This window comes from Paenibacillus sp. S28, from assembly GCF_016624415.1.
Lineage (GTDB): Bacteria > Bacillota > Bacilli > Paenibacillales > Paenibacillaceae > Paenibacillus_AQ > Paenibacillus_AQ favisporus.
The window spans coordinates 1-23,032 of record NZ_JACVTM010000011.1 but is presented as its reverse complement, the minus strand read 5'-3'; the positions used below and the strand labels follow the sequence as shown (position 1 = coordinate 23,032).

Below are 23,032 nucleotides of genomic sequence, written 5' to 3'. Positions count from 1 at the left end.
ATTTTGCGGCAAAAAGAGAGAGGAGGTGCTTTCTGAGTGAAGGAGCGCGTAGTGATTACAGGTATGGGGGCCGTAACCCCGATCGGCATCGGCGTGCCGGCCTACTGGGACAATCTCTTGAAAGGAAACAGCGGGATCGGAAGCATTACGCGGTTTGATGCCTCGGAGCTGCCGGTCAAGATTGCAGCCGAAGTCAAAGCGTTTAACCCCACGGACTACATACCGAAAAAGTTAGCCGGACAGACCGATATTTTCATGCAGTTTGCCCTGGTGGCAGCCCAAGAGGCGCTGGCTGACAGTAAACTCGACGCGAAGCCCGAGCGGGTGGCCATCGTGCTGGGAACGGCGCTGGGAGGCATCACGACGGCAGCGGCGGCGCAGGAGCAGATGACCGGAACGGGAAGCGCCCGCGTGAGCCCGTATTTGGTTCCCAAAATCCTCGGCAACATTGCTGCCGCCCAAATTTCGATCGCGTATGGCTTCAAAGGCCCGAGCTATACGGTCAACACCGCCTGCTCTTCCGGTGCGGACGCCATCGGAATGGCATCCATGCTCCTGCAGTCCGGACAAGTGGATGCGGTCGTGGCCGTCGGCGCGGAATCCATCCTGTGCGGACTGATGGACGCCGGCCTGGCGTCGGCCCGGGCGCTGTCGACCCGGAATGACGAGCCGGCCAAAGCGAGCCGGCCGTTTGACCTCGACCGCGACGGGTTCGTGATGGGCGAGGGAGCCGGCGCGGTCATTCTGGAAAGGCTCGAATCGGCTGAGAGCCGGGGAGCCGACATTAAGGCTGAGCTGCTCGCCCACGCCAACTGCTCGGACGCCTACCACGTGACTTCGCCGGAGCCCGAGGGAGCCGGGGAGGTGCGGTGCATTCAACAGGCCTTGGAACAGGCCGGGCTGTCTCCGTCCGACGTGGATTATATTAACGCGCACGGAACGTCCACACCGCTTGGCGACCGAATCGAAACCAAATCCCTGAAAGCCGTGTTTGGCGAAGGGGCGGGCCGAATCCCGGTCAGTTCGACCAAGGGGGCAACCGGCCACTTGATGGGTGCGGGCGGCGTCACGGAGCTGATTGCCTGCATTCAGGCGATCCGCGAAGGGATCGTACCACCGACGCTTAATCACGAGCAGCCGGATCCGGAATGCGATCTGGATTATGTGCCGAATGAGGCGAGAGCGGCGAAGGTCCGTATCGCGATGTCCAATTCTTTTGGCTTTGGCGGACAAAATACGTCCCTGATCGTCGGGGAATACAACGGGAACAATTAATGAAGCGGACGGGCAAGAGGCCCGGTTCCGCTTTTCGGAGTCTCGCAAAGGTTTGATATTTTAAATATGAAGGAAGGAAGTCAGATGGGTACCATGGAACAACAATTTACTTATGATGTTCGGATGTTTAAAGATACATTTGAAAATGAGTTTACGTATATCAACGGATTTATGCGGAACGTGCACCGGTTTGCCGGTCGTCCGGCCTTGACCGATCCCGTCCGGGAGCGCACCTGGACTTATGCCCAGCTGAACGGGGAAGTAAACCGCCTTGCGCATGCCCTGCTCGGAGACGGAGTCGGCAAAAATGAGGTCATTGTGTACCAGCTGCTCAACTCGGCTGAATTCGTGTTCAGCTACCTGGCTCCGCAGAAAATCGGCGCGATCAACTGCCCGATCAACTTCAAGCTCTCCCCCGGAGAAACCGCGTTCATCCTCGATGACAGCAAGCCTGCCGTCTACATCTACGATGCGGAAATCAAGGAAACGGCCGAGCAGGCGCTGGCCATGGCCAAACACCGCCCCCGCCGAATCGTGATGGTCGATATGAACGGCAATCAAGAGGCACCTGCGGATCACATCACCTACAGCGATTATGTGCAGGACAAGCCGGAGCATAACCCGGACATCGAGCGGCCATGCCACATCTACGATGAAATTACACGCCTGTATACCTCGGGAACCACCGGCCAGCCGAAAGGGGTTCCAATCAACAACATCAACGACATCCTGTCCGCCCACGACGTGGCGATGCATTTCCCTCTCAACCCTACCGACAAAACGATGAATATGAGCCCTTGGTTCCACCGCGGAGGCATTCATTCCGGAGGACCGACTCCATCCCTGTATGTGGGGGCCGAAATCGTCATTCTTCGATACTTCCATCCGAAAACATGCCTGGAACTCGCCGAGAAATACAACTTGACCTTCCTGATCGGGGCGCCGCCTATGCTCAAGATGCTCTATGACGCCCAAAAGAAAAATCCTGTGGATCTGTCCAAATTAAAAGGCATCGTGACGATGGGTGCGCCGCTGGAGCGGGAGGACTGCATCAAATTCCAGGAGACGCTGACACCGAATATTTTCAATGGCTACGGCACGTCGGAAGCATTCTGGAACACGTTCCTCCGTCCTTACGATCTGCCGGAAATGGCGGGATCGGCCGGACGTTCCTGCACCGACGACGATGTCGTGGTCGTTAAGGTCTACCCGGACAGACGGGCGGAACCGGATGATGTCGTGGCGCGCGATGGCAGCGAAGTCGGCGAGATCATCGTCAAGTCGCCGGGCAAATCCACGTATGCCTATGTGAACAACCCGAATGAGAGCGAGCGGGTCTTTTATAAAGGCTGGGTGTACATCGGGGACATGGGGACCTGGGACGAGAATGAGTTCGTGACTGTAGTCGGCCGTAAAAATGACATGATCGTCTCCTCGGGCGAAAATATCCATCCGGTGCAGATCGAGGAAATTCTGAATCAGCATCCGAAAGTGAAGGAGTCAGTCGTCGTCGGCGCGCCGGACGAGCTGCGCGGCGAATCGATCGTCGCTTACGTGATCAAGGAGGATCCGGAGCTGACGGCCAAAGAATTGAACAAGTACTGCAGCGATCATCCGATGCTGGCCAATTACAAGAAGCCGCGCTTCTACCGGTTCATTGACGAGCTGCCGTATACCGCAACCGGCAAGAAGAAGCATTTTGTCGTGAAGCAGATGGCGGTAGAGGACCAGAAGAACGGATTGTTTGAGAGACAATAAAGACGGGCAGAAAACGCGCTGTTTACGGTTCGTTATAAAAAAATAAGCTTCGGTGAAAGGGCACCCTTCAGGGTGTCCTTTTTTTGCTGCCTTCGGCCAGTCATAGGGGAAAGGCGAAGCTGCTTGGGTGAAGGAGAAGGTGGATGGCGGTTGGAAATGCCGCCGAACGTCGAACCGAAATGAGGAACCCTAGATACGGCTTAACTACCGGGTGCCAGCAGTAACGCAGAGAGAGGCCTATTTTCTGAAGGTAAAACGGTTGTCGGCCTAACCTTTTACCCTTATAATATGGTAATACGGTAATCAGATAAAGAATGAAAGCCACACAACAAGGAGAACGAGATGAAGCGAATAGCGATTGCAGGCAGCAGCGGAGGCAACCTGTTTAACCTCGGCGGCAAGGATCCCGAGAAACTGATCGGGGAGATCAAGGCGCAGTGTCAGAGCGCAGGCGTGGACATCGGCCTCGTGCAGTTCATTGCCGCATCCGAATCGATGGACGTCGCCAAGGACCACACCGCCGCCGTGCTGTACGGATGGAATGAGGATGAGCAGCGTCTGGCGAAGCGGTACGAAGGGACGCTGAAAGATACGAATGAGGCGGCGGCGGAAGCGGATGCGGAGCTGGCAGACCGAATCCGGTCCGGCGGTATCGACGGGCTGATCGTGATGAGCGCCGATCCGCAAGGGCCCAACCGGCAGGCGGTGCAGGCCGCGGCCGAGGCGGGCATTCCCGTCGTGGGGACCGGCGGAACATCCATGGCGATGATCAGCTCCAAGGGGGCGAACGTCATCGCCACGTCGGGCACGACCGGGACGACGAATCGGACGCGGGCTGTTTCGTTTATGACGTCCCTGTGCAAATACTGGGGGATTAAATACATCCCGGTGCTCGGAAGCGTCGGGGACAAGCCCGCCGCACCTGCGGGGAACCCGCTGCGGCGGATCAACTTGAAGGGCATCATGCAGTCCTCGCTGCCGGGCTTCATCGCCATGGCGATCGTGCTGGCGATCAGCCAGATCCCGGCGCTGAAGGGACTCAGCGAGGTATTCGACCTGATGCTCAAGGCGCTGCCGGTCGTGCTGGCGGTCGTGGCGGCCAAGCAGATTTCCGACATGGACGAGGTGTCGATTGTCGCAGGCGTCATCGCCGGGGTGCTGTCAGTGAACGGCGGCATTATCGGGGGCATCGTCGGTGGCATCGGTGCCGGCCTGCTGGTGCAGTATTTATTTGTCAAATGCGTGCAGTGGAAGTTTCCGATGACGACGGTCAATATCGTGGCCGGGGGATTGGCGGGCCTCATATCCGGATTGATCATGTATTATCTGATCGCCCCGTTTGCCCTTCAGCTCGGTGAGTTCATTAAATACATCATCAATCAGGCGATTTCGTTTAATCCGATCATCGCGGGCGTGGTCGCAGGCCTTCTGATCTGGCCGGCGATTATCGGCGGCGTGTATCACGCGGCGATTCTGCCGATCGTCCTGCTGGAAATGGAGAAGACCGGCAACAGCTTCCTGGGGGCCATCGACATGGTCGGACTGGTGATGGTCTCCGCGGGAATCACCCTGGCCAACATCATCGCTCCGCGGGACCGGGGAGAGGCGGCAGTGGCCGCGCCGGGCTTTCTGATCAACATGGGCTTCGGCACCTTTGTCGAGGCTGCGTACCCGTTTATGTTCTCGAACAAGGTCGTCTTCGCGGGCGCCATCGGGGCAGCCGGCGTCGGCGGGGGACTGGTGGGACTGTTTAATGTGCGCGGAACGGCGTATGTTCCGTCCTTTATGGGGCCGTTTCTGTCCAACAACGTGGTCGGCTTTGCTGCGGCTATGCTCGTGGCGCTGATTCTGGCTATGCTGGTGACGCTGGTGGCGAACAAGGCGTGGAGGACGGGCCGAAAGTCCGAACAGAAGCCGGAAATCGAGGCGTCAGCCTAACATTCGCCGAGGATGGAACAGCGTTGTCATTTCAATGATGGTTCATCGAGGAAGGTTTAACACGGAGAAGGCAATTTTCCAAGGAAGGTAAAGCAGGTAATCAGTACACTGAGCAGAAAGAAGCCCTAATCCCTTCTACAAGGAGATTAGGGCTTTCCTGTTATCCTTTTGTTATCACCTTCGCAACATTTGGGACAAGACAGTTTAACGGTCAACAAGGCATCCAATGTTTAAAACAACTACTCCATTTTTTCCAAGATAACATGGGGCCGGTCCGCCGCAGCCGGTATGGTATGATAAACAAAATAACAACGGACCCTTAGAAAGGAGGCCACCCATATGAATGAAAAGGACGCTGCCATCCTGCAGCATCTCGTCGAAGAGCAGAGCTTGACCAAAGCGGCGGAACGCCTGTACATGACGCAGCCGGCGCTGACCTACCGGATTCAGCTGCTGGAGCGGGAGTTCGGCGTGCCTCTGATCGTTAAACACGCCAAGGGCACATACTTAACGCCGGAAGGCGAAGCGTTGGCTGCTTACGCGAAGAAGACGCAGGATGAGCTGAATCATATGAAGGATTATCTCCTCAATATGCGCAGCCGGGTGAAGGGGACGCTCCGGCTAGGGGTCGCCAGTTATTACGGCCTCTACAAGCTCCCGCCGCTGCTCAAGAAGTTCAGGGACCTGTATCCCGAGGTGCAGTTCAGCGTCACCTGTGCGCTCAGCCCGGAGATTCTCGACTCGCTGATGGAGCAGGAGATTCATGTGGGCATCGTCCGCGGGGATTATCCATGGGTAGAATCCCGTTTCCTGCTGCATGATGAGCCGATTTGCCTGATCTCCAAGGAGCCGATCGATTTGGCCGTCTTGCCGGAGCTACCGCATATTCACTACAGCGAGCCGAAGGCCAAGGCCGCCCGCCAGGTGTCCTCCCATTTTGGGCAGACGATCCGGGCCTGGTGGCACGAGCATTACGACACGCCGCCCACCATCGCCATGCAGGTGGATGCGTATGAGACATGCAAGGAAATGGTCAAGCACGGGCTGGGCTATTCCATCGTGCCGGGCGTGTTCGTCTCGCCGGAGGACGGCTTGTACACGCTGGAGCTTAAGCTAAAGAACGGGGAGCCGATCCTGCGCAACACCTGGATGCTGTACCGGGAGCCATCGCTCGAGCTGGCCATCGTGGACCGGTTCGTCGATTTTATGAAAACGGAACATCCGTCTTAACGAAGTCCTGCCTGGGTATCGGGCGGGGCTTCTTTTTATCCAATCTGAATGAAACGAAGCGCCTACATAAAAATTCTTTAGGTCCAGCGCGAAAAAATCTTGATTGTACATCTTCCTGCGGCTGCGCTTATTATTTAATACATATTAATGCATAAATATACGAAACAATGCCGGAACCAATGACGGCTTCATGAAACATTTATATCGACAGGGTGGGATAACCATGAGTGCACAGCAAGGAACAGAACCAAAACAGCAGCTGATTCAGGCAGTTGACGCGCGTGACGCCATGCTGCGGGAGATTTCGCTGAGAATCCATGCCAATCCGGAGCTCAGCTTCCATGAGCATCAGGCGCAGCAGTGGCTGACCGAGCCGCTGACTGAAGCAGGATTTACCGTAGAAAAGGGCATCTCCGGGCTGGAGACTTCCTTTCGCGCAACCTGGGAAGGAACACCGGGCGGACCGACGATCGCGCTGCTCGCCGAATATGACGCGCTGCCGGGCATCGGCCACGCCTGCGGGCATAATCTGATCGGAACGGCTGCCGTCGGAGCGGCCCTGGCGCTGAAGGACGCATGCCCGGAGCTTCCGGGCAAAATCGTGGTGCTGGGCACCCCGGCCGAAGAGGAGGGCGGCGGCAAGATCATCATGTGCCAGGACGGCGTCTTCGATGATGTCGACGCGGCCATGATGGTTCATCCGCAGAACAAAACGATGGTGCTGCGCGGAGCGCTCGCCTGCGTAGATGCGACCTTTACCTTCCACGGGAAGCAGGCCCACGCATCCTCCTCGCCGGAAAAGGGTATCAGCGCGCTGGATGCGCTGGTCAACGCGTATGTGGCGATCAACTCGCTGCGGCAGTTTATGAAAGAGGACGTGCGGATACACGGCATCATTACAAAAGGCGGGGACGCGCCCAACGTCGTGCCGGAACTGACCGAGGCGGTGTTCATCCTTAGGGCATCCACCGTTCAGGAGCTGGAGACGGTCAGGGAAAAAGTATACCGTGCTGTCCGAAGCGCGGCCGAAGGCGTCGGCGCTACCGTAGACATCGCCGAGGGATTGATTTATGCGGAGCGCAACAATAACAAGGCACTAGCCGGGTTGTTCGCCCGCAATCTGGAGGACCTCGGCATTGAAGTGAACGACCCGCCGGAGAAAGGCGGGGTCGGATCGTCGGACATCGGCAACGTCAGCCAGATGACCGCCGCAATCCACCCGTATATCCGGCTTGGCGACGCTACGACGCATACGCCGGAATTCGCCGCGCTGGCCGGTTCGGAGGAAGGCATGATCGAATTGAACCGTGCGGCCAAGGCGCTGGCGCTGACGGCTTACGATTTGTGTACCGACAAGGAAGCGCTGCGCGAGGTCCGCAGCGAATTTGACCAATGGAAAGCGCAGAGAAACGAGGGGTAAACCGATGAACACTGCTAATACTGCATCCCGCAAATGGTTTAAAATGCCTCATACGTATGTCATTTTGATTTTCCTGGTGCTGGTGGCCACGGCGCTCACCTACGTCATTCCGGCCGGCGAGTTCGACCGGGCCGAGGACAAGGCGACAGGCAAATCCTTGGTCGTTCCCGGTTCCTACCACCAGGTGGAAGCCAGTCCGGTTAGCATCGTCAGCATACCGAAGGCGATTGTGCACGGGCTGATTGACTCGGCGGACGTCGTTTTCTTTATCCTGATTATCGGCGGCACCTTTGAAATTATTTCCTCCACGGGGACGATCGAAGCCATTACCGGCCGGGTCGCCAAAAGGTTTTCAAACAAGGGCCGCTGGGTCATACCTATCTTTATTACACTCTTCTCGGTCGCCGGCTTCACGATGGGGATGTCGACCGAGGTCATGGTTTTCGTGCCGATCGGCATCGCCATTGCCCGAGCGCTCGGATTTGACGCCCTGACGGGCACCGCGATGATCTCCCTCGGCGCATCGTGCGGGTTCACCGCAGGGATTCTGAACCCGTTCAATGTGGGCTTGGCGCAGGCTATCGCCCAGGTGCCGATATTTTCAGGCGCTTGGCTGCGGATCATCCTGCTCGTGTGTCTGATTACGGTTACCAGTCTGTATATTGTCCGGTACGCCGGTAAAGTGAGAAAAAATCCGGAGCGCAGCCTTGTCCAGGATTTGGAGAAGAATGCGGACAAGCAGGAACTCGACTTCTCCAAGCTGCCTCCCATGCAGCTCAAGCATTACTTGACCATCGCCACCGTCGTGATCGGGTTTGCTTCCCTGATTTGGGGCGTATCGAAAAAGGACTGGTGGATGGAGGAGCTCGCCGCGCTGTTCCTCACCATGGGCATCGTGTCCGGCTTCTGCGCCGGGTACGGACCGAGCCGGATCGCCTCGGAATTCGTCAAAGGCGCCAAGTCGATTACGTACGGCGCACTGATCATCGGTTTTGCCCGGGGAATTATGGTCGTGCTGGACCAAGGCAACGTGATCGATTCCATCGTGAACGGGTTGGCCGTTGTGGTCGGCGAGCTGCCGGGATCCGTTCAAGTGCTCGGCATGTACGTGTTCCAGAACGTAATGAACGTCTTTATTACGTCCGGAACCGGGATGGCGGTAACGACCATGCCGATCATGGTGCCGCTGTCGGATATTCTGGGCGTAACCCGCCAAACGACGGTGCTCGCCTTCCAACTTGGGGACGGAATTACGAACATGATACTGCCGACGTCCTCGGCGCTGATGGGAAGCCTGGCCGTATCCGGCATCGCGTATCAGAAGTGGGTGAAATTTTTCTGGCCGCTGATGTGCATGTGGATCGCCATTGGGGCGATTCTGATCGTAATTGCCAACATTATCAAATACTAGCCTTGCAGAAGCGGATAGCCGTGTCAGTGCCGGGCCAAAATCTGCAAGGAATCCAATCGTACCGCCGTGCCAACCGCATGGAGGTGCGATTTTTCTTTCTTCACATGGGTCCGAAATTGGACTAACATGAAAGATAGCTGAAACCGCCGCAGGCAGGGTTCACCGGTCTGCACCCTGCGGGCGGGGGTTTCAATCTCAGACATCCGGGGTGTGAACATGAATGGTTTGATCGGTCTTCTCTGTTTAATATGGGGCTCCAATTGGGTTTTTATGAAGCTGGCCAACGGCGTGTTTCCGCCGGTGCTTTTTGCCGGCTACCGCTTTGCGCTTGGGGCGCTCGTACTTCTGGCGGTTTGTTATTTCCGCAAGGTGCCGCTGCCCCGCTGGAAGGATTTGAAGTGGTATATCGTATGCGGCATTTTGCAGACGATGTATTTTAACCTGGCGATCCAGATATCGCTGGAGGATCTAAGCGCCGGTCTGACGTCGGTCCTCACGTACAGCATGCCGCTCTGGCTGACGCTGATGGCCCATTTTTGGCTTCCGGGAGAGAAGCTGCGTTTGCGCAAACTCGCCGGCATTATCATTGGCATCATCGGACTCTTCATCGCCATGGATGCCCACTGGGGAGGCAGCACCGGAGCGCTGCTGCTCGCAGTGTCCTCAGGTCTGTCCTGGGCGTTGTCCAACCTTCTCATCAAGCGAAAGCTTGCGGGCAGCGACATGCTCCAGTTTACGACCTGGCAGATGGTGGCCGGCGCAGCAGGACTGCTGCTGTACTCGGCGATTTTCGAGCACGGGACGAGCCACTGGGGCGTCATGCCGGCCGTGTATGTCGTGTTCTCGGGCGTCGTCGGCTCGGCGCTGGCGTTTGTGATGTGGTCGTACATTTTGTCCAAGGTGGAGGCCAGCAAAGCCTCGATTTCGCTGCTGTTGGTGCCTGTCGTCGGGGTCGTCTGCGGATGCCTGTTCCTGAAGGAAAGCCTGAACCCCGTCGTGGCGGTTGGCATTGTGCTTGTGCTGCTGGGGATCTGGCTCGTCAACGGGGGCGGGAAGCCGAAGGCGGAAGCATCGGCGGAAAGCTAAGGCCCGGGGAGCAAGGAATATGAACCTGAGCTGCACAATGACTTAAGACTCAAGACGTGCCGCTGAACACTCACTTTATCGTAAAGGGGAAATGAACTGATGAAATACCGTTACCTCGGCCATACCGGACTGGAAGTATCCGTCCTGGGATTAGGCACGAACGCCTTCGGAAAGCGGGCGGATCAGGATACCTCCATCCGGATCATCCACCACGCGCTGGATCGCGGGGTGAACTTTATCGACACCGCCAATATTTATGCCGGGACCGAGTCGGAGCGCATCATCGGCCTGGCGCTGGAAGGCAGACGGCAGGAGGCGGTGCTTGCCACCAAGGCCGGGCTGGTCATGGGGCAGGGCCCTAACGGCCGCGGTTCTTCCCGGTACCATCTGATGCAGGAGCTGGAGAACAGCCTGAGACGGCTGCAGACGGATTACGTCGACCTGTACCAGATTCATACGTTTGACCCGCATACCCCGCTGGAAGAAACACTTCGGACGCTGGACGATATGGTCCGTTCCGGCAAAGTCCGTTACATCGGTGCGTCCAATTATGCCGCCTGGGAGCTGATGAAGGCGATCGGCATCAGCGAAGCCAAAGGGCTGAACCGGTTTGTGTCCACACAAGTCAGCTACTCGCTTGCAGACCGGACGCCGGAACGGGAGCTGGTCCCGATGTGCCTGGATCAAGGCGTCGGCATCATCCCTTATTTTCCGCTGGCCGGAGGCATCCTCACTGGAAAGTATTCGCTGGAGAACCGGGCGCCGGAGCAATCCCGGGCCGATACCGATCCGAACTTCAGCCGGTTTGTCATTGACCGCAACATCCGGCTTAGCCAAGAGGTTGGACGGCTGGCTGCCGGTCTGGAATTATCGCCAAGCAGCCTGTCACTGGCCTGGCTGATGGGACGTCCGGCGGTTTCGACCGTCATCGTCGGGGCGACGCGCACGAGCCAGCTGGAAGACAACCTGCGCAGCGTAGAAATGACCCTGAGCGAGGAGACGATCCAAGAACTGGACCGCATCAGCGAGCCGTTCCGAAACGGTGAGCCGTTCGCCACCTACCGTTTGTCCTGAGCCATAGACATGAACACATGCCCAGGCCCCCGCATAGCATATAGCACAATTGCAGCAGGGGAAGGGTGTGACCGGTATGGTCATTCATTTAACGGCCTTACACTATGTGTACTTGGCGTTTATCGTGTTCATTATGGCGCTGCTGATCAAGCGGCGGGACACGACGATGATCTGCGTGGCAGGCATCTTCGTGCTCGGATGGCTGGCGACCGAGACGCTGAGCGGCTCGGTGTCGGGCGTCTTTAATTCTTTTATTTATGCGACCAAAGAGCTGATGGGCACCATCATGATCATTTCGATCATCGTGGCGATGAGCCGGGTGTTGATCCGCACCGGCATTAACGAGACGATGGTTGCTCCGCTGACGCGGTTCATCCGGACACCGGCGGTCGCCTTCTGGGGAATCGGACTGATCATGCTGGTCACGTCCTTGTTTTTCTGGCCGTCGCCGGCGGTCGCGCTGATCGGGGCGGTGCTGCTTCCGGTCGCTGCCCGCGTTGGGCTGCCCGCCCTGGGCGCGGCCATCGCGATGAACCTGTTCGGGCACGGCATCGCGCTCTCCGGGGACTATATTATTCAGGGCGCGCCCAAGCTGACCGCCGACGCGGCGGGACTTCACGTATCGCAGGTCATGGAAGCGAGCGTTCCGCTCGTCATCGTGATGGGCCTGGTGACAACCGTGACGGCCTACTGGATGATGCGAAGGGACATGAAGAACGGCACGTGGCGCGACGGTCTGGTCGCCGGGTCCAACGGGGCGGGTGCCCTTACGGGCGAAGGCGGGATAGCGGAAGAATCGGCAGCGCCGCTTACTCCACGCGTGAGGGTGTGGCTGGCGGTTATCATCCCGGTGTTGTTCCTGATCGACGTAGCCGCCATGTTTGTGCTGAAGCTGCAGGGCGGAGACGCCACGGCGCTCGTAGGGGGCACGGCCGTACTGATCCTGATCGCGGTAACGCTGCTTGCGCACCGGAACCAAGGGCTTGAAAAGGTGACCTCTTACCTGATCGACGGTTTCACCTTCGGGTTTAAAGTATTCGGTCCGGTCATTCCGATCGCCGCCTTTTTCTACCTCGGCGATGCGGCGTTTACCGACCTCTTTGGCAAGGTGCTGCCGGAATCCTCGAACGGCATCGTCAACGATCTGGGCGCCGCGCTGGCGCATGTGGTGCCGCTGAACGGAGCGGTGGGCGCCGTCACGCTGACGATCACCGGGGCCATCACCGGACTCGACGGCTCCGGTTTCTCCGGCATTTCGCTCGCCGGCTCGATCGCCCAGCTGTTCGCAGCCGCCACGCATGCCAATGCAGCCACGCTGACGGCCCTCGGCCAGGTGGCGGCGATCTGGGTCGGCGGCGGCACGCTGATCCCCTGGGCGCTGATTCCCGCCGCGGCCATTTGCGGCGTCAGCCCGTTCGAGCTGGCGAGACGGAACTTGAAGCCCGTGCTGATCGGGCTGGCGGTGACCACGGCCGTGGCGATCTTTTTGGTATAGCCGGGCTTCGATGATTCCTGCCATCTCTATCCATTCACACAAGGCCTTCCTAAAACGGAAGGCTTTTTTGTTGTTTCATGCCCTGCGGCGGTTTAAATGTTTGGGGAGGGGATTCCTAGATATACCCGGAGTCGTTTGGCTGGGAAAGGGATACCCTAAGGAAACCATACTATCGACAGAGATCGAGGTGTTATTCATGTTGTCAGCCGTCAAAAGATTTCTGATCGGCCGCCCGCTGAAGTCCGGCCAATTGGGTGAACAAAAACTGAATAAAACCAAAGCGCTGGCCATCCTGTCCTCCGATGCGCTGTCCTCCGTTGCCTACGGTCCCGAGCAAATTTTGCTCGTGCTGGTAACGGTCAGCGCAGTAGCCTTCTGGTACACGATCCCGATCGGTATCGGCATTCTGATTTTGCTGCTGGCCCTCATTTTATCGTACAGGCAGATTATCTTTGCTTATCCCCACGGCGGTGGAGCGTATGTCGTTTCCAAAAAGAACCTGGGGATCAATCCGGGACTGATTGCCGGCGGCTCGCTACTGGTCGATTATATTTTGACGGTGGCGGTCAGCGTGTCGTCCGGGACGGATGCCATTACGTCGGCGTTTCCCGGCCTTCACCCGTATAATGTGGTCATCGCCTGTGCGCTGGTCGTTCTGATTACCATTCTGAACCTGCGCGGGATTACCGAATCGGCTTCAATTCTGGCGTATCCGGTTTACCTGTTCGTGCTCGCGCTATTCATTCTGATCGGGGTAGGCTTGTACAAAATCGCAACCGGACAGGTGCCGCCAACCCTGCACGCGCCAATAGGCACGCCGGTAGCAGGGATCTCCCTGTTTCTGCTGCTGCGGGCTTTTGCTTCAGGGAGCTCGGCGCTCACCGGGGTGGAGGCCATCTCCAATGCCATTCCGAACTTTCGCGACCCGGCGCCGAACAATGCCTCCAAAACCTTGATGGCGATGGGTACGCTGCTGGCAATCCTGTTCGCCGGCATCGTCTTTCTCGCTTACTATTACGGGATCGTACCGAATGATAAAGAAACGGTCGTATCCCAAATCGCCTCCACCACCTTTGGGAGGAGCTTCCTGTATTATTTTATCCAGGCGACAACCGCCCTTATTCTCGTTCTTGCGGCTAATACCGGCTATTCCGCCTTTCCTCTGCTTGCCGTCAACCTGGCCAAGGATAAATACATCGCCCGGATGTTTACCGTTCGCGGAGACCGCCTCGGGTATTCCAACGGCATTATGTTTCTGGCCACGGCATCGATCATTCTGATCATCGCCTTCAAGGGGCGCACGGAGCATTTAATCCCGCTATATGCGGTGGGGGTATTCATTCCGTTTACGCTGGCCCAGACGGGGATGCTGGTCAAATGGATTCGTGAAAAGCCGAAAGGCTGGCTGGGCAAGCTGATCATCAACTTTGTGGGGGCGCTGATCAGCTTCACGGTCATGATGATTTTCTTTATTACCAAGTTTGGCCAGGTGTGGCCTGTGCTGATTTTTCTGCCGCTGATCGTTTATATATTTCATGCGGTCAAAAGGCACTACGAGGCCGTCGGCGACCAGCTGCGGATTACGACCTGCGAGCCGGCCGTTCCCGTCGAGGGTAATGTGATGATCGTACCCGTCGCCGGGATCACCCATGTGGTGGAGAACTCGATCAATTACGCCAAGTCGCTGTCGCCCGACCAGATCATCGCTGTTTATGTAGCCTATGACCGGGAATCGGAGCGGAAGATGGAGGAGAAGTGGAAGCAGTGGCAGCCCGACATTCGGCTGGTGACGCTGTTGTCGCCTTACCGCAGCATTATCCAGCCGCTGACGAAATTCGTGGATACCGTGGAGTACAAAGCTTCAGAGTCGCACTACCGGGTGACGGTGCTTATCCCGCAGTTTATTCCCAAGAAGAGTTGGCACAACATTCTGCATAACCAGTCGAGTCTGCTGATCCGTGCCTTTTTGCTTTACCGGAAAAATATCATCGTCACCACGGTGCCGTACCATTTGAAAAAGTAGTCGGTTCACCCGTTACACAAAAGAAGCTGCCGACCGGGTTCTTCCGGTGCGGCAGCTTCTTCCTCGAAGATCAGTAGATGCGAAACGATACTGCATTCGTGATTTGCGCCTTGATCGCCTTGCCTATTGGGCTTACTTCCAATCCTGCACCCGCCAGATGTCCGTGACCCAGTCTTCGTAGAAGGCGGGTTCGTGGGACACCAGCAGCACGGTGCCGGGGTAGGCGGCCAGTGCCTTCTGCAGAGACTCCTTCGCGCGGACGTCTAAATGGTTCGTCGGTTCATCCAGAACGAGCAGATTGCTCCGGGTAAGCATCAGCTCGGCGAGCCGGGCCTTGGCCTGCTCTCCTCCGCTCAGCGTCCGCATGGGCTTACGGATATGATCGGCGCTCAGGCCGGCCATGGCCAGCGTGCGGCGGATCTCCTTCTCCGTCAAATCCGGACGCAAGGACCAGACATACTGCAGCGGCGTGTCCGAAGACGGGGTGTCTTCCTGCTGGTAATAAGCGGTCCGGACCGTGTTCTGAACGGTTACGGCGCCGCCCAGTGCGTTGATACCGCCGAGCAGGGTCTTTAGCAGCGTGGACTTGCCGGCGCCGTTCTCCCCGATGATGGCGATTTTGACACCTCCCTTGACAGTAAGGTCAAGTGGCCGGAACAGCGGCACCGCGTATCCCGCCTGAAGCCGTCTGGCCTCGATCAGCACCGAGCCGCTGAGGTTTCCTTCCGCCCGGAACTCAAAGCGGGGCGCCGGGCCTTCTCCCGGTTTCTCGACCCGCTCGATCCGGCTCAGCATTTTCTCGCGGCTCTTGGCCTGCTTCGCCTTGCGGACCCGGTTGATATTAATAAAGGATTCCAGCCGTTCGATCTCCCGGGTCTGCCGCTCATAGGCGGCCTCCTGCTGCTTCTGGGCGAGCGCATACTGTTTCTGGAACGCGGCATAGCTGCCCGTATAGCGTTTCAAGGTCTGATGGGCCAGATGAAAAATCACATTCGTGATTTCGTTCAGGAAATGCTCGTCATGCGACACAACGATAAAGGCGTGCGGGTACTTTTTCAAGTAGCCGGTCAGCCACTCGATATGCACGGCGTCCAGGTAGTTGGTCGGTTCGTCGAGCAGCAGCACATCGGGCTCCTCCAGCAGCAGCTTGGCAAGCAGCAGTTTCGTCTTCTGGCCGCCGCTTAAGCGGCTTACGTCGGTGTCCAGGCCGATCTCGGCAAGACCCAGCCCACGGGCCACGTCCTCAATTTTGGCGGAAATGGCGTAGAAGCCGGCCTGCTCCAGCCCATCCTGCAGCTCACCGTAGCGCCTGAGCATCGCGTCAAGCCCGTCTCCCGCCTCACCGAATCGGGCCGCGATTTCATTCATTTCGCGTTCCATATCAAACAAGTGCTGAAAGGCCCGCTCCAAATACCGCAGGACCGTCATTCCTTCTTGCAGCGAGATGTGCTGCTCCAGGAAGCCGACCTTGGCGCGCGGCGACCACTCGATCCGTCCTTCCTCCGGCAGCAGGCTTCCGGTCAGCAGGCGGAACAGTGTCGACTTGCCGGCGCCGTTCATGCCCACCAGTCCGGCATGCTCGCCCGGCAGCAGGCGGAACTCAATATGGCGAAAAGTAACTTGATCTCCGTACATATGCGTAAGATTTGTGACATTTAATATGCTCATGGTTCTCTCTCCTTAGGTTTCATTGATTGCGAACAAATGAAGCCATCAGGAGGACAGCGAAATGACGTGACGATCCGGTTGTAAATACTGCAAGATACTCCGGCCCTAGGGGTCTGTACCTGGTGATTAGGTATCCTACAGCCCCGCTTTAATATACAGAAAGCGGGTAAGGTGAACACACCCTACCCGCTTACATGCCAAAGCTGGAAAAGATGTGGAAATCATATCGACTGTTCTCGAGATGGCTAAAAAAGGGCAGACTTCTCCCGTATCAAGCCAAATCTCTTCTAAGAACAGTAGACAAAATTTCCATTACCTTTCCACCTCATTCAAGTTTATCGTTACGCCACACAGTATAAGCGAGGCTTCCTGCAGTTGTCAATCGGACACCTGCCCGGGATAGCTTAGCTCTTCCACCCGCCGCAGGCGGTTAAGAATCCTTTGCCCGGAGATATCTTTACAAGGCTGACATGAGAATTTATAATGTCGATGTATGTGCAGAAGTTCGAAAGGGGAATCCATAAGTGGCAGTTGTTTGCTTGTAGCCGGCAAAAGTGCAAAAATTTCGTGAGTTCGTTCACGGGATACGTATGCCCTTTTGACCTAATACAAGGAACTTCTCGCATCGTATTTTTTTCGATACCGACGGAGTGCCTTATTTGAGGTACTCCGTTTTTTGGTGAAATGAGGAGGAAAACACATGCTAACGCCATTTATGGAAAACCACGAATATAATTTGATCAAGCGCCTGGTGGGGCGCCTCGAATATAACATCAAGACCACAGCCGACCAGAAAGTCATATCCGCGATCCGGCACACGACTTGGACCCGGGTCATAGAGATGTTCCCTGCTGCGACGGAGGTGCAGAAGCGGTTCTTCGACCGGATTCCGACTCTAAACCGTGCCGAGGAATTCCATGCTTTTTTGAGCGAGCTGGAGCAATACGTTACGGCCTTTCCGCAGGTAACGGAACAGCAGCTGAAGAAGCTTTATCCCAAAGTTAAAAAGCTGAAGCTTCCACTGTTGGCCGAGCTCGATTTCCGCTTCCTGACCTATATCGGCTGGACCGACATTTCAACGAATAAACTGTTCATCGTCTACAACCTGGACGGGAAAATGACAGGCATTGAGGGCCGGTTCACCCCTACGAACAAGAAGGGGGTTTGCTGCCTCTGCAACAAGCATGAAGAGGTGGCCTTCGTGACCGCGCAGACGAAAGCCAAAGGTTCGGCACTGGATCATTTCGGGCGGGTCGGAAATTATATGTGTATCGACAGCGCCAAGTGCAACCAGAATATTACCGATGTGTTTCAACTGGAACGGTTTATGAAGGATGTCTTGAACTAACATGCTGACCATGCATAAAATTCAGAAGAACCCGGGTTGATTCCGGGAGAAATACAGCGGGCAGGCCGAGGTGGCCTTGCCCGTTTTTATTTTCCCTTTGAGCTATCAGGAGACGGTTTAGTGAATCAGCACAGGCGAAGGCGTCTGGATATACTCGGCGAACCGGATACCTTCCGCTTTCAATTGCTCCTGGCTGGCCCGGTTGGCATCGTACACCACGAACGGGGGAAGGAAGGTACCGTGGCAGTGGGCAATCGTAAGGTGGATCGGTTTTAACAGCTCGCTGATCGTAAACCAGTTGTCTCCTCCGGCCTGAAATGACTTATCTGTGCCGCCCGCGGTAGTGACGACGATGAATTCTTTGCCCTTTAAATGCTCGCCTCCGGGGCCGTAAGCCCAGCCGGATGTCAGCACATCGTCAAACCATTTTTTGAGAAGGGGCGGTGAGCTGTACCAATAAAAAGGGAACTGGAGAATAATCCGGTCGTAAGCAAGCAGCAGCTGCTTCTCCCGGTCCGCATCGATCTGCCAATCCGGATATTCCTGATACAGATCGCGGACGTGGATATCGGTATGCTTCGGCAGCGCTTCGAGAAGCGCATGGTTCGCTCTGGACTTGGACAGATCCGGGTGGGATACAATGACCATGGTTTTCATTTCAAATCATCCTTTCGGGCGGTATGCGTTATGAGTGTTGCACCTCCAGTATGGTTCAGGGCCGATACTCTTGAAAAGTACGCAGTTTTAACAGACTAAGTCTTGCAAACCGTACTCTGGATCAGGAGAGCGTATTGCCGAGTAGTACGAAAAATCATACTATGTACGATTCAAAAGAGTACTGTCACCATTCCGTGTACTCTGGTACAATGGCAGCAAAGACAGCACTGCCGCTTCGGTGGGAAAGGGGAGAGCTAGCGAGATGAGTAAGGACCACGGGACGGGAAACACGGGAGGAATCATCACGACGCTGCAGGCGATCGGAGGCAAGTGGAAGCCGCTCATTTTGTTTATACTGCTGCACCAGGGGACGAAACGGTTCGGGGAGCTGCGCAGACAACTTCCCCATATTACACAGGGCATGCTGACCAACCAATTGCGTGAGCTTGAGCAGGATGGATTGATCCACCGGAAGGTATATCAGGAGGTTCCTCCCAAGGTAGAATACTCCTTGACGGAACATGGGGAGTCGCTGAGATCCGTGCTCCACGATATGTGCAGCTGGGGTTTTGAGCATATGGAATTCAAGGCGAATGCCGCCAAGGAGGATACCGCCTCCGAAGCGGACGGAACTATGTAAGGGAGGGCCTGAGGGCCCTCCCTTACTGTATATTGGATGTCACTCTTCAAATGTCAGGTTAGACGGCTCGTCCCGGAGCTCGTAGACGATCTCCAAATTCGTGATGGGTACGCTCTCGTCAACCTCTTCAAACCGGAAGCTGTCCACCCATACCTGCCCCGGTCCCATCAGCAGCACGCCGAGCGAAATCGTCGCGGCATTGTCCGGGACATCAAGCACGATGGGGTAGTGGTTCCAATGCGTGTCGCCCACAATTCGGCGGTTGTTCATATTGTCAAACCGCAGCACGTCCTCGGCTTGATTATCGACGCGCATCCACAATCCGCAGAACTCGGTAACCCCTTCCGTCCGGACGAAGCCGGAGAAGCGCATTCTACGTTTCAGGCACCGATCAGCTTTAAATTGCTGCATCATCGTGGCGAACACGTTCGGGCCTTCCGGGGTGACGGCTTTCAAATAACCCGAGGCGTTCCCTTGATGGACGTTGTGACGGTCCAGGCCGATTTCATACTGATGCGGGTGGCTGCCGCTCAGCATCCAGCCTTTTACCATCGATTCCTCAATCATGTTCATTTCTCCTCCTTGAGCGGCATGGGTCTGGGTATAAAGACTGAACATCTTCCGGTATCGCCCTGGCGGCATGCCGTACATTTTTTTAAAGGCGCGGGTAAACGCCTCCTGGCTCTCAAAATGGCACTGCAGCGAAATGCCGATGATCGGCTCCTCCGAGTACAGGAGCATCCGCGAGGCGAGACACAGCCGGCGGCTTCGCAAATATTCCGCGATGCTCAGCCCGGTCTCCCTGCGAAACAGACGGTGAAAATGAAACGGCGAGAATCCGGCCTCCGCCGCAATCTGCTCAAGTATCAGCGGTTCGTGAAGCTGTTCCTCCATGAACCGGATGCTGTGTTGAATCCGATTTGAATACACCAGCGTGCCCCTCCTTTGATATCAGCATAGCAGATGGGAGAGGGTGCGTTTTGACCGTTCTTGCTAACATGCGAAAAAGCCCGGGATGGGCAGGCCATTCGGGCTGGAATATGGGAGGCATGGGCGGAATCGTCGGGTGCGAACGGGAAAGTTGGGCGGTTTCCACGTGGTGAATAAATTCGGTCATTAAGGGCCGTCGCGCTCCCCTTTGTTCAAAGAAGACACACCACAGCAACCACTAGCTAGGCTTCGGTGTTAGAGCTCGGAAAGGTTGAAGTGGACTTCCCGGTTTGGGCAATCCGCTGCGGCGAAATCCAGCAGGCGGCGGCCCTCGTTGGCCAATGCCTCCTGATCGGCGTCCGAGATAGGCTCAAACAGCTTGATCACGAGCTCGGCAGATTGCTTGTTCCGCTCCAGGCTCCACATGCCGCAAACGAAGCCGTCGACGAGCACCGCTGCCCGGATGATGCCGTTCACCGTAAAGATACGGCGGCGGTAGCGCTCATCCATAATCCGGGAGCGGTCGGCGAAGGAGAGAAGCATGTTGTCGAATTCGCCGAGGAGGCGCGGAGGTGCGGGTGTATCCTCCGCCGGCAGGGAGGCGTCCGCCAGGTCGTACAGAAGGACGCCCTTTTCATCCAGGAAGGTCCGCAGACGCGGCTCGAGCCGGCGGATGACGTCGCTCAGCCGTGTCAGTCCGGACCAGGCCTGGATGTCCTTGACCGAGGCCGGACCGAAGGCGGCCAGGTAACGCAGGACCAGCTCCTCGAGTCCGGAGCTGGAAGCTTCCGCGGGCGGGCTGCCCAGCCACGCCTCCGCGGTGGTGTGCAGGGCCTGGCCGCTGGCGCCCCACAGGCCCCTTGGGGGCACCTGCACGAGCGGCACGAGCGTGCGCACCGTGTTGGCGAGCGCGGCCGGGCTGCGGTCCGGCCAGCGCTCCTGCAGGCGGGCGCCGAGCTCGCCATAGGCCAGCGGGGCCTCCTCCACGAGGGCCCGGCCGGCTGCGGCGACAGCGCCGGTATCCAGGCCGGCCAGTTCCTTGCCGTAGCCTCCCTTCAGGCCGCGCTCCAACGCGGGCTGAATGACCGGGCGCAGCGCCAGAGCGTCCTCGGCCGTCACGAGATGGATCGTCGACCGCATGATCGCGATGCGCACGGCCTGACGCGTTTCAATCAGCCGGGACAGCTCCTCTTGCCGAAAACCGGCCAGCCTGGCCCACAGGCCGTAATACGGCGGGATTGGGGCTTGGGCCTGCATGCCGGCCAGATGCCGCAGCGCGTCAAGCACCGGCATCTCTGCCCGGCGCAGCAGGAGCTGCCGTTCGAGCAGTGCCCGGTTCAAGGCTCGGCGGCTGAGCACCGTGGGAACATTTTTCGTAAAAGGGGATGTATCGGTTGGCTTGGGCATCGGCTCGGTCACGACGGCAGCGCCTCCTTAAGGTTCATGGTCTATACGATCTTATAACTTCAGTATAGCCATCAACGCTGACAACAATATGTCAGGGTTTGGAGAGTACGGTCAAAGGAATTTGTGATCCTCGTCCCGGGGATCGCTGTGGGTTTTCGGGACGGAAGCCAAAATACGGAGCATGGTGGAAATCCAATAGTGCAGCAGGCCGGGAACTGAGAAGAGCAGAATCAGCGGCGGCCGGGCCGATATGCTTTTATGATTCAGATAGAACAGCAATAGGCAGGACACCAGAACATACCATACAAGCGGCAGTACTCCAGGCCGCGGCTTCCAATAAGCTGCAACTAACCTGGAAACGGCTTGCAGAAGCAGCGAATAGCACAACATCGAAACGGTAGGGAGAAACAGCATGACTGTGACGATATCCTGGAACAAGGGAAACTCTTGCCCCGGACCGTACCATGGCCAGAAGGCAAGCAGGCTGAAAGCGCACCAGACGACAGAAAGGCTTGTCCACAGAACATAACAAACCCTAAAAATATAAATCCCTCCCGATTTAGGAAATGGGGCAGAGAATGATCTGAACTGTCCAATTATTGGTACTTTTGGGGCAGATGTCTCCACATTAACACGCTATTGGGGAGTGATGCAAAAGGCAGTGGAGTTCAATTCCAGCGTTCCTTTAAAGCTGGTTTATTGAAATTCACGTAATGAATAAAAGGACTTGTAGTATATCCCAGTGCAGTGGCTGGGGCGCTGTCTGCGTAGAGAACGATGCGGTATAATGGGTAAATAGTGGAAAAAGGGATTCCTTTTTTCAGGAGCTATCACTAATCAAAAAAATACGGCGAACCAACATTCAGATGATGGGACGGACAGTGGGCGTCTGCTTGAATTCATCGTCATGCCTAATTCAAAATCATAGTAGTGTAAGAAGATTCTTTAGTCTTATTTGGCGGGATGTTCGGTGCTGCTATATAATTGGGGAATTTGTTCACTACATTGAAAGGGGCGATACCTTGAAAATAGGCCAGCTATCCAAAGCGACCGGTGCCAGCACTCGATCGATCAGATATTACGAAAAGAAAAATCTGTTGACAGCAAAACGTATGGATAATGATTATCGTGAATTCGACGAATCTGATGTTAAACGGATCAAAACGATACAGATTTATTTAGACATCGGTCTGTCGACGAGGGAAATTAATGGAATATTGAACTGTCCTGAGAATTATGATGCTTACGACAGCGATGATTTCTGTGAGGAATTGCTCGGTGCCTATGAGGAAAAACATGCAGAAATCTTACAGCAAATTCAAACGCTGACTGTAGCACAACAAAAATTGGAACAGCGTATTGAACAAATGAGACGCCAGAGAACGAAAGGAACAGTGAGCAACTCAGCCGAGCAATCAAACCAATCTTCATGAACAAAAAGGTTTAAGGAAGTGCCGATTTACAATATGGATAAACGGCTGGCGTGTACAAGATGGATGAGTGAACGATAGATATTAAGCACACAAAAATGTACCGGCTGCATTCGTGTTCAGGCTTTGATTTATTTAGCAAAAAGAACAGCGGGGAAGCCGAGCTTCTCCGCTGTTCTATTTATAATATCAAAGTATAAACTCCAGAGCCATGGCTTCCTGATATTGCAAGAAAAATTACC

At 56.3% G+C, this 23,032-nt stretch carries 18 protein-coding genes; 13 read left to right on the top strand and 5 right to left on the bottom strand.

Annotation, left to right across the window (positions count from 1 at the left end):
* Window positions 1–36: 36 nt before the first annotated feature.
* The 10 genes from fabF (at window position 37) to IAE55_RS23450 (ending at window position 14,710) form a co-directional block, all read left to right on the top strand.
* Window positions 37–1,275 carry a beta-ketoacyl-ACP synthase II gene (fabF, locus tag IAE55_RS23495; protein ID WP_200634032.1) on the top strand — a complete coding sequence of 413 codons (1,239 nt, stop codon included), beginning with the start codon at window positions 37–39 and terminating at the stop codon, window positions 1,273–1,275.
* A gap of 84 nt (window positions 1,276–1,359) precedes the next feature.
* Window positions 1,360–3,033, top strand: coding sequence for a class I adenylate-forming enzyme family protein (locus IAE55_RS23490; RefSeq protein ID WP_234489809.1), 1,674 nt, complete (start codon window positions 1,360–1,362; stop codon window positions 3,031–3,033).
* Window positions 3,034–3,375: 342 nt separating this feature from the next.
* The gene (locus IAE55_RS23485) at window positions 3,376–4,971 is read left to right on the top strand and encodes a PTS sugar transporter (RefSeq protein WP_200634031.1); all 1,596 of its coding nucleotides are present in this window, start codon (window positions 3,376–3,378) and stop codon (window positions 4,969–4,971) included.
* 339 nt (window positions 4,972–5,310) lie between these two features.
* A complete protein-coding gene (locus IAE55_RS23480) occupies window positions 5,311–6,201 on the top strand; it encodes a LysR family transcriptional regulator (RefSeq protein ID WP_200634030.1) in 891 nt (296 codons plus the stop codon).
* Between the two features lie 223 nt (window positions 6,202–6,424).
* The gene (locus tag IAE55_RS23475; protein WP_200634029.1) at window positions 6,425–7,621 is read left to right on the top strand and encodes a M20 family metallopeptidase; all 1,197 of its coding nucleotides are present in this window, start codon (window positions 6,425–6,427) and stop codon (window positions 7,619–7,621) included.
* 4 nt (window positions 7,622–7,625) lie between these two features.
* On the top strand, window positions 7,626–9,032 hold the full coding sequence (locus IAE55_RS23470; RefSeq protein ID WP_200634028.1) for a YfcC family protein: 1,407 nt from the start codon (window positions 7,626–7,628) through the stop codon (window positions 9,030–9,032).
* A gap of 216 nt (window positions 9,033–9,248) precedes the next feature.
* Window positions 9,249–10,118: a DMT family transporter gene (locus IAE55_RS23465; RefSeq protein WP_200634027.1), complete on the top strand. Its 870-nt coding sequence runs from the start codon at window positions 9,249–9,251 to the stop codon at window positions 10,116–10,118.
* A 99-nt stretch (window positions 10,119–10,217) separates the two neighbouring features.
* Window positions 10,218–11,192, top strand: coding sequence for an aldo/keto reductase (locus IAE55_RS23460; RefSeq protein ID WP_200634026.1), 975 nt, complete (start codon window positions 10,218–10,220; stop codon window positions 11,190–11,192).
* Window positions 11,193–11,268: 76 nt separating this feature from the next.
* Window positions 11,269–12,687 (top strand): hypothetical protein, encoded by a 1,419-nt coding sequence (locus tag IAE55_RS23455; protein WP_145162555.1) that lies wholly within the window; start codon window positions 11,269–11,271, stop codon window positions 12,685–12,687.
* A gap of 196 nt (window positions 12,688–12,883) precedes the next feature.
* Window positions 12,884–14,710, top strand: coding sequence for an APC family permease (locus IAE55_RS23450; RefSeq protein WP_145162558.1), 1,827 nt, complete (start codon window positions 12,884–12,886; stop codon window positions 14,708–14,710).
* A gap of 132 nt (window positions 14,711–14,842) precedes the next feature.
* On the opposite strand, the gene IAE55_RS23445 is transcribed toward IAE55_RS23450, so the two are convergent.
* The gene (locus IAE55_RS23445) at window positions 14,843–16,378 is read right to left on the bottom strand and encodes an ABC-F family ATP-binding cassette domain-containing protein (RefSeq protein ID WP_145162561.1); all 1,536 of its coding nucleotides are present in this window, start codon (window positions 16,376–16,378) and stop codon (window positions 14,843–14,845) included.
* A gap of 700 nt (window positions 16,379–17,078) precedes the next feature.
* Between IAE55_RS23445 and IAE55_RS23440 the strand changes: the two genes are divergently transcribed.
* Window positions 17,079–17,726: a FusB/FusC family EF-G-binding protein gene (locus IAE55_RS23440; protein ID WP_145162564.1), complete on the top strand. Its 648-nt coding sequence runs from the start codon at window positions 17,079–17,081 to the stop codon at window positions 17,724–17,726.
* 117 nt (window positions 17,727–17,843) lie between these two features.
* Here IAE55_RS23440 and IAE55_RS23435 read toward each other — a convergent pair whose 3' ends face one another.
* Window positions 17,844–18,383 (bottom strand): NAD(P)H-dependent oxidoreductase, encoded by a 540-nt coding sequence (locus IAE55_RS23435; RefSeq protein ID WP_145162566.1) that lies wholly within the window; start codon window positions 18,381–18,383, stop codon window positions 17,844–17,846.
* Between the two features lie 262 nt (window positions 18,384–18,645).
* On the opposite strand from IAE55_RS23435, the gene IAE55_RS23430 reads away from it, so the two are divergent.
* Window positions 18,646–19,023 carry a winged helix-turn-helix transcriptional regulator gene (locus IAE55_RS23430; RefSeq protein ID WP_145162569.1) on the top strand — a complete coding sequence of 126 codons (378 nt, stop codon included), beginning with the start codon at window positions 18,646–18,648 and terminating at the stop codon, window positions 19,021–19,023.
* Between the two features lie 39 nt (window positions 19,024–19,062).
* Here the strand turns inward: IAE55_RS23430 and IAE55_RS23425 are convergent, their stop codons facing one another.
* The 3 genes from IAE55_RS23425 to IAE55_RS23415 all read right to left on the bottom strand — a co-directional run bounded on the left by IAE55_RS23425 (window position 19,063) and on the right by IAE55_RS23415 (window position 21,774).
* Window positions 19,063–19,956: a helix-turn-helix domain-containing protein gene (locus tag IAE55_RS23425; protein WP_442793345.1), complete on the bottom strand. Its 894-nt coding sequence runs from the start codon at window positions 19,954–19,956 to the stop codon at window positions 19,063–19,065.
* A 252-nt stretch (window positions 19,957–20,208) separates the two neighbouring features.
* Entirely contained in the window at window positions 20,209–21,372 is a 1,164-nt protein-coding gene (locus tag IAE55_RS23420) for a winged helix DNA-binding domain-containing protein (RefSeq protein ID WP_325168678.1), read from the bottom strand.
* A gap of 99 nt (window positions 21,373–21,471) precedes the next feature.
* On the bottom strand, window positions 21,472–21,774 hold the full coding sequence (locus tag IAE55_RS23415) for a hypothetical protein (RefSeq protein ID WP_200634025.1): 303 nt from the start codon (window positions 21,772–21,774) through the stop codon (window positions 21,472–21,474).
* Window positions 21,775–22,382: 608 nt separating this feature from the next.
* On the opposite strand from IAE55_RS23415, the gene IAE55_RS23410 reads away from it, so the two are divergent.
* Window positions 22,383–22,793: a MerR family transcriptional regulator gene (locus tag IAE55_RS23410; RefSeq protein WP_200634024.1), complete on the top strand. Its 411-nt coding sequence runs from the start codon at window positions 22,383–22,385 to the stop codon at window positions 22,791–22,793.
* The last annotated feature ends 239 nt before the right edge of the window (window positions 22,794–23,032 follow it).

Excerpts from the sequence above, each read along its gene's own strand:
- IAE55_RS23485 (WP_200634031.1), top strand. The coding sequence starts at position 3,376 with ATGAAGCGAATAGCGATTGCAGGCAGCAGCGGAGGCAACCTGTTTAAC.
- IAE55_RS23450 (WP_145162558.1), top strand. The coding sequence starts at position 12,884 with ATGTTGTCAGCCGTCAAAAGATTTCTGATCGGCCGCCCGCTGAAGTCC.
- IAE55_RS23430 (WP_145162569.1), top strand. The coding sequence starts at position 18,646 with ATGAGTAAGGACCACGGGACGGGAAACACGGGAGGAATCATCACGACG.
- IAE55_RS23445 (WP_145162561.1), bottom strand. The coding sequence starts at position 16,378 with ATGAGCATATTAAATGTCACAAATCTTACGCATATGTACGGAGATCAA.
- IAE55_RS23475 (WP_200634029.1), top strand. The coding sequence starts at position 6,425 with ATGAGTGCACAGCAAGGAACAGAACCAAAACAGCAGCTGATTCAGGCA.
- IAE55_RS23465 (WP_200634027.1), top strand. The coding sequence starts at position 9,249 with ATGAATGGTTTGATCGGTCTTCTCTGTTTAATATGGGGCTCCAATTGG.
- IAE55_RS23490 (WP_234489809.1), top strand. The coding sequence starts at position 1,360 with ATGGGTACCATGGAACAACAATTTACTTATGATGTTCGGATGTTTAAA.
- IAE55_RS23470 (WP_200634028.1), top strand. The coding sequence starts at position 7,626 with ATGAACACTGCTAATACTGCATCCCGCAAATGGTTTAAAATGCCTCAT.
- IAE55_RS23440 (WP_145162564.1), top strand. The coding sequence starts at position 17,079 with ATGCTAACGCCATTTATGGAAAACCACGAATATAATTTGATCAAGCGC.
- IAE55_RS23455 (WP_145162555.1), top strand. The coding sequence starts at position 11,269 with ATGGTCATTCATTTAACGGCCTTACACTATGTGTACTTGGCGTTTATC.
- IAE55_RS23435 (WP_145162566.1), bottom strand. The coding sequence starts at position 18,383 with ATGAAAACCATGGTCATTGTATCCCACCCGGATCTGTCCAAGTCCAGA.
- IAE55_RS23460 (WP_200634026.1), top strand. The coding sequence starts at position 10,218 with ATGAAATACCGTTACCTCGGCCATACCGGACTGGAAGTATCCGTCCTG.
- IAE55_RS23480 (WP_200634030.1), top strand. The coding sequence starts at position 5,311 with ATGAATGAAAAGGACGCTGCCATCCTGCAGCATCTCGTCGAAGAGCAG.
- IAE55_RS23415 (WP_200634025.1), bottom strand. The coding sequence starts at position 21,774 with ATGCTGTTTCTCCCTACCGTTTCGATGTTGTGCTATTCGCTGCTTCTG.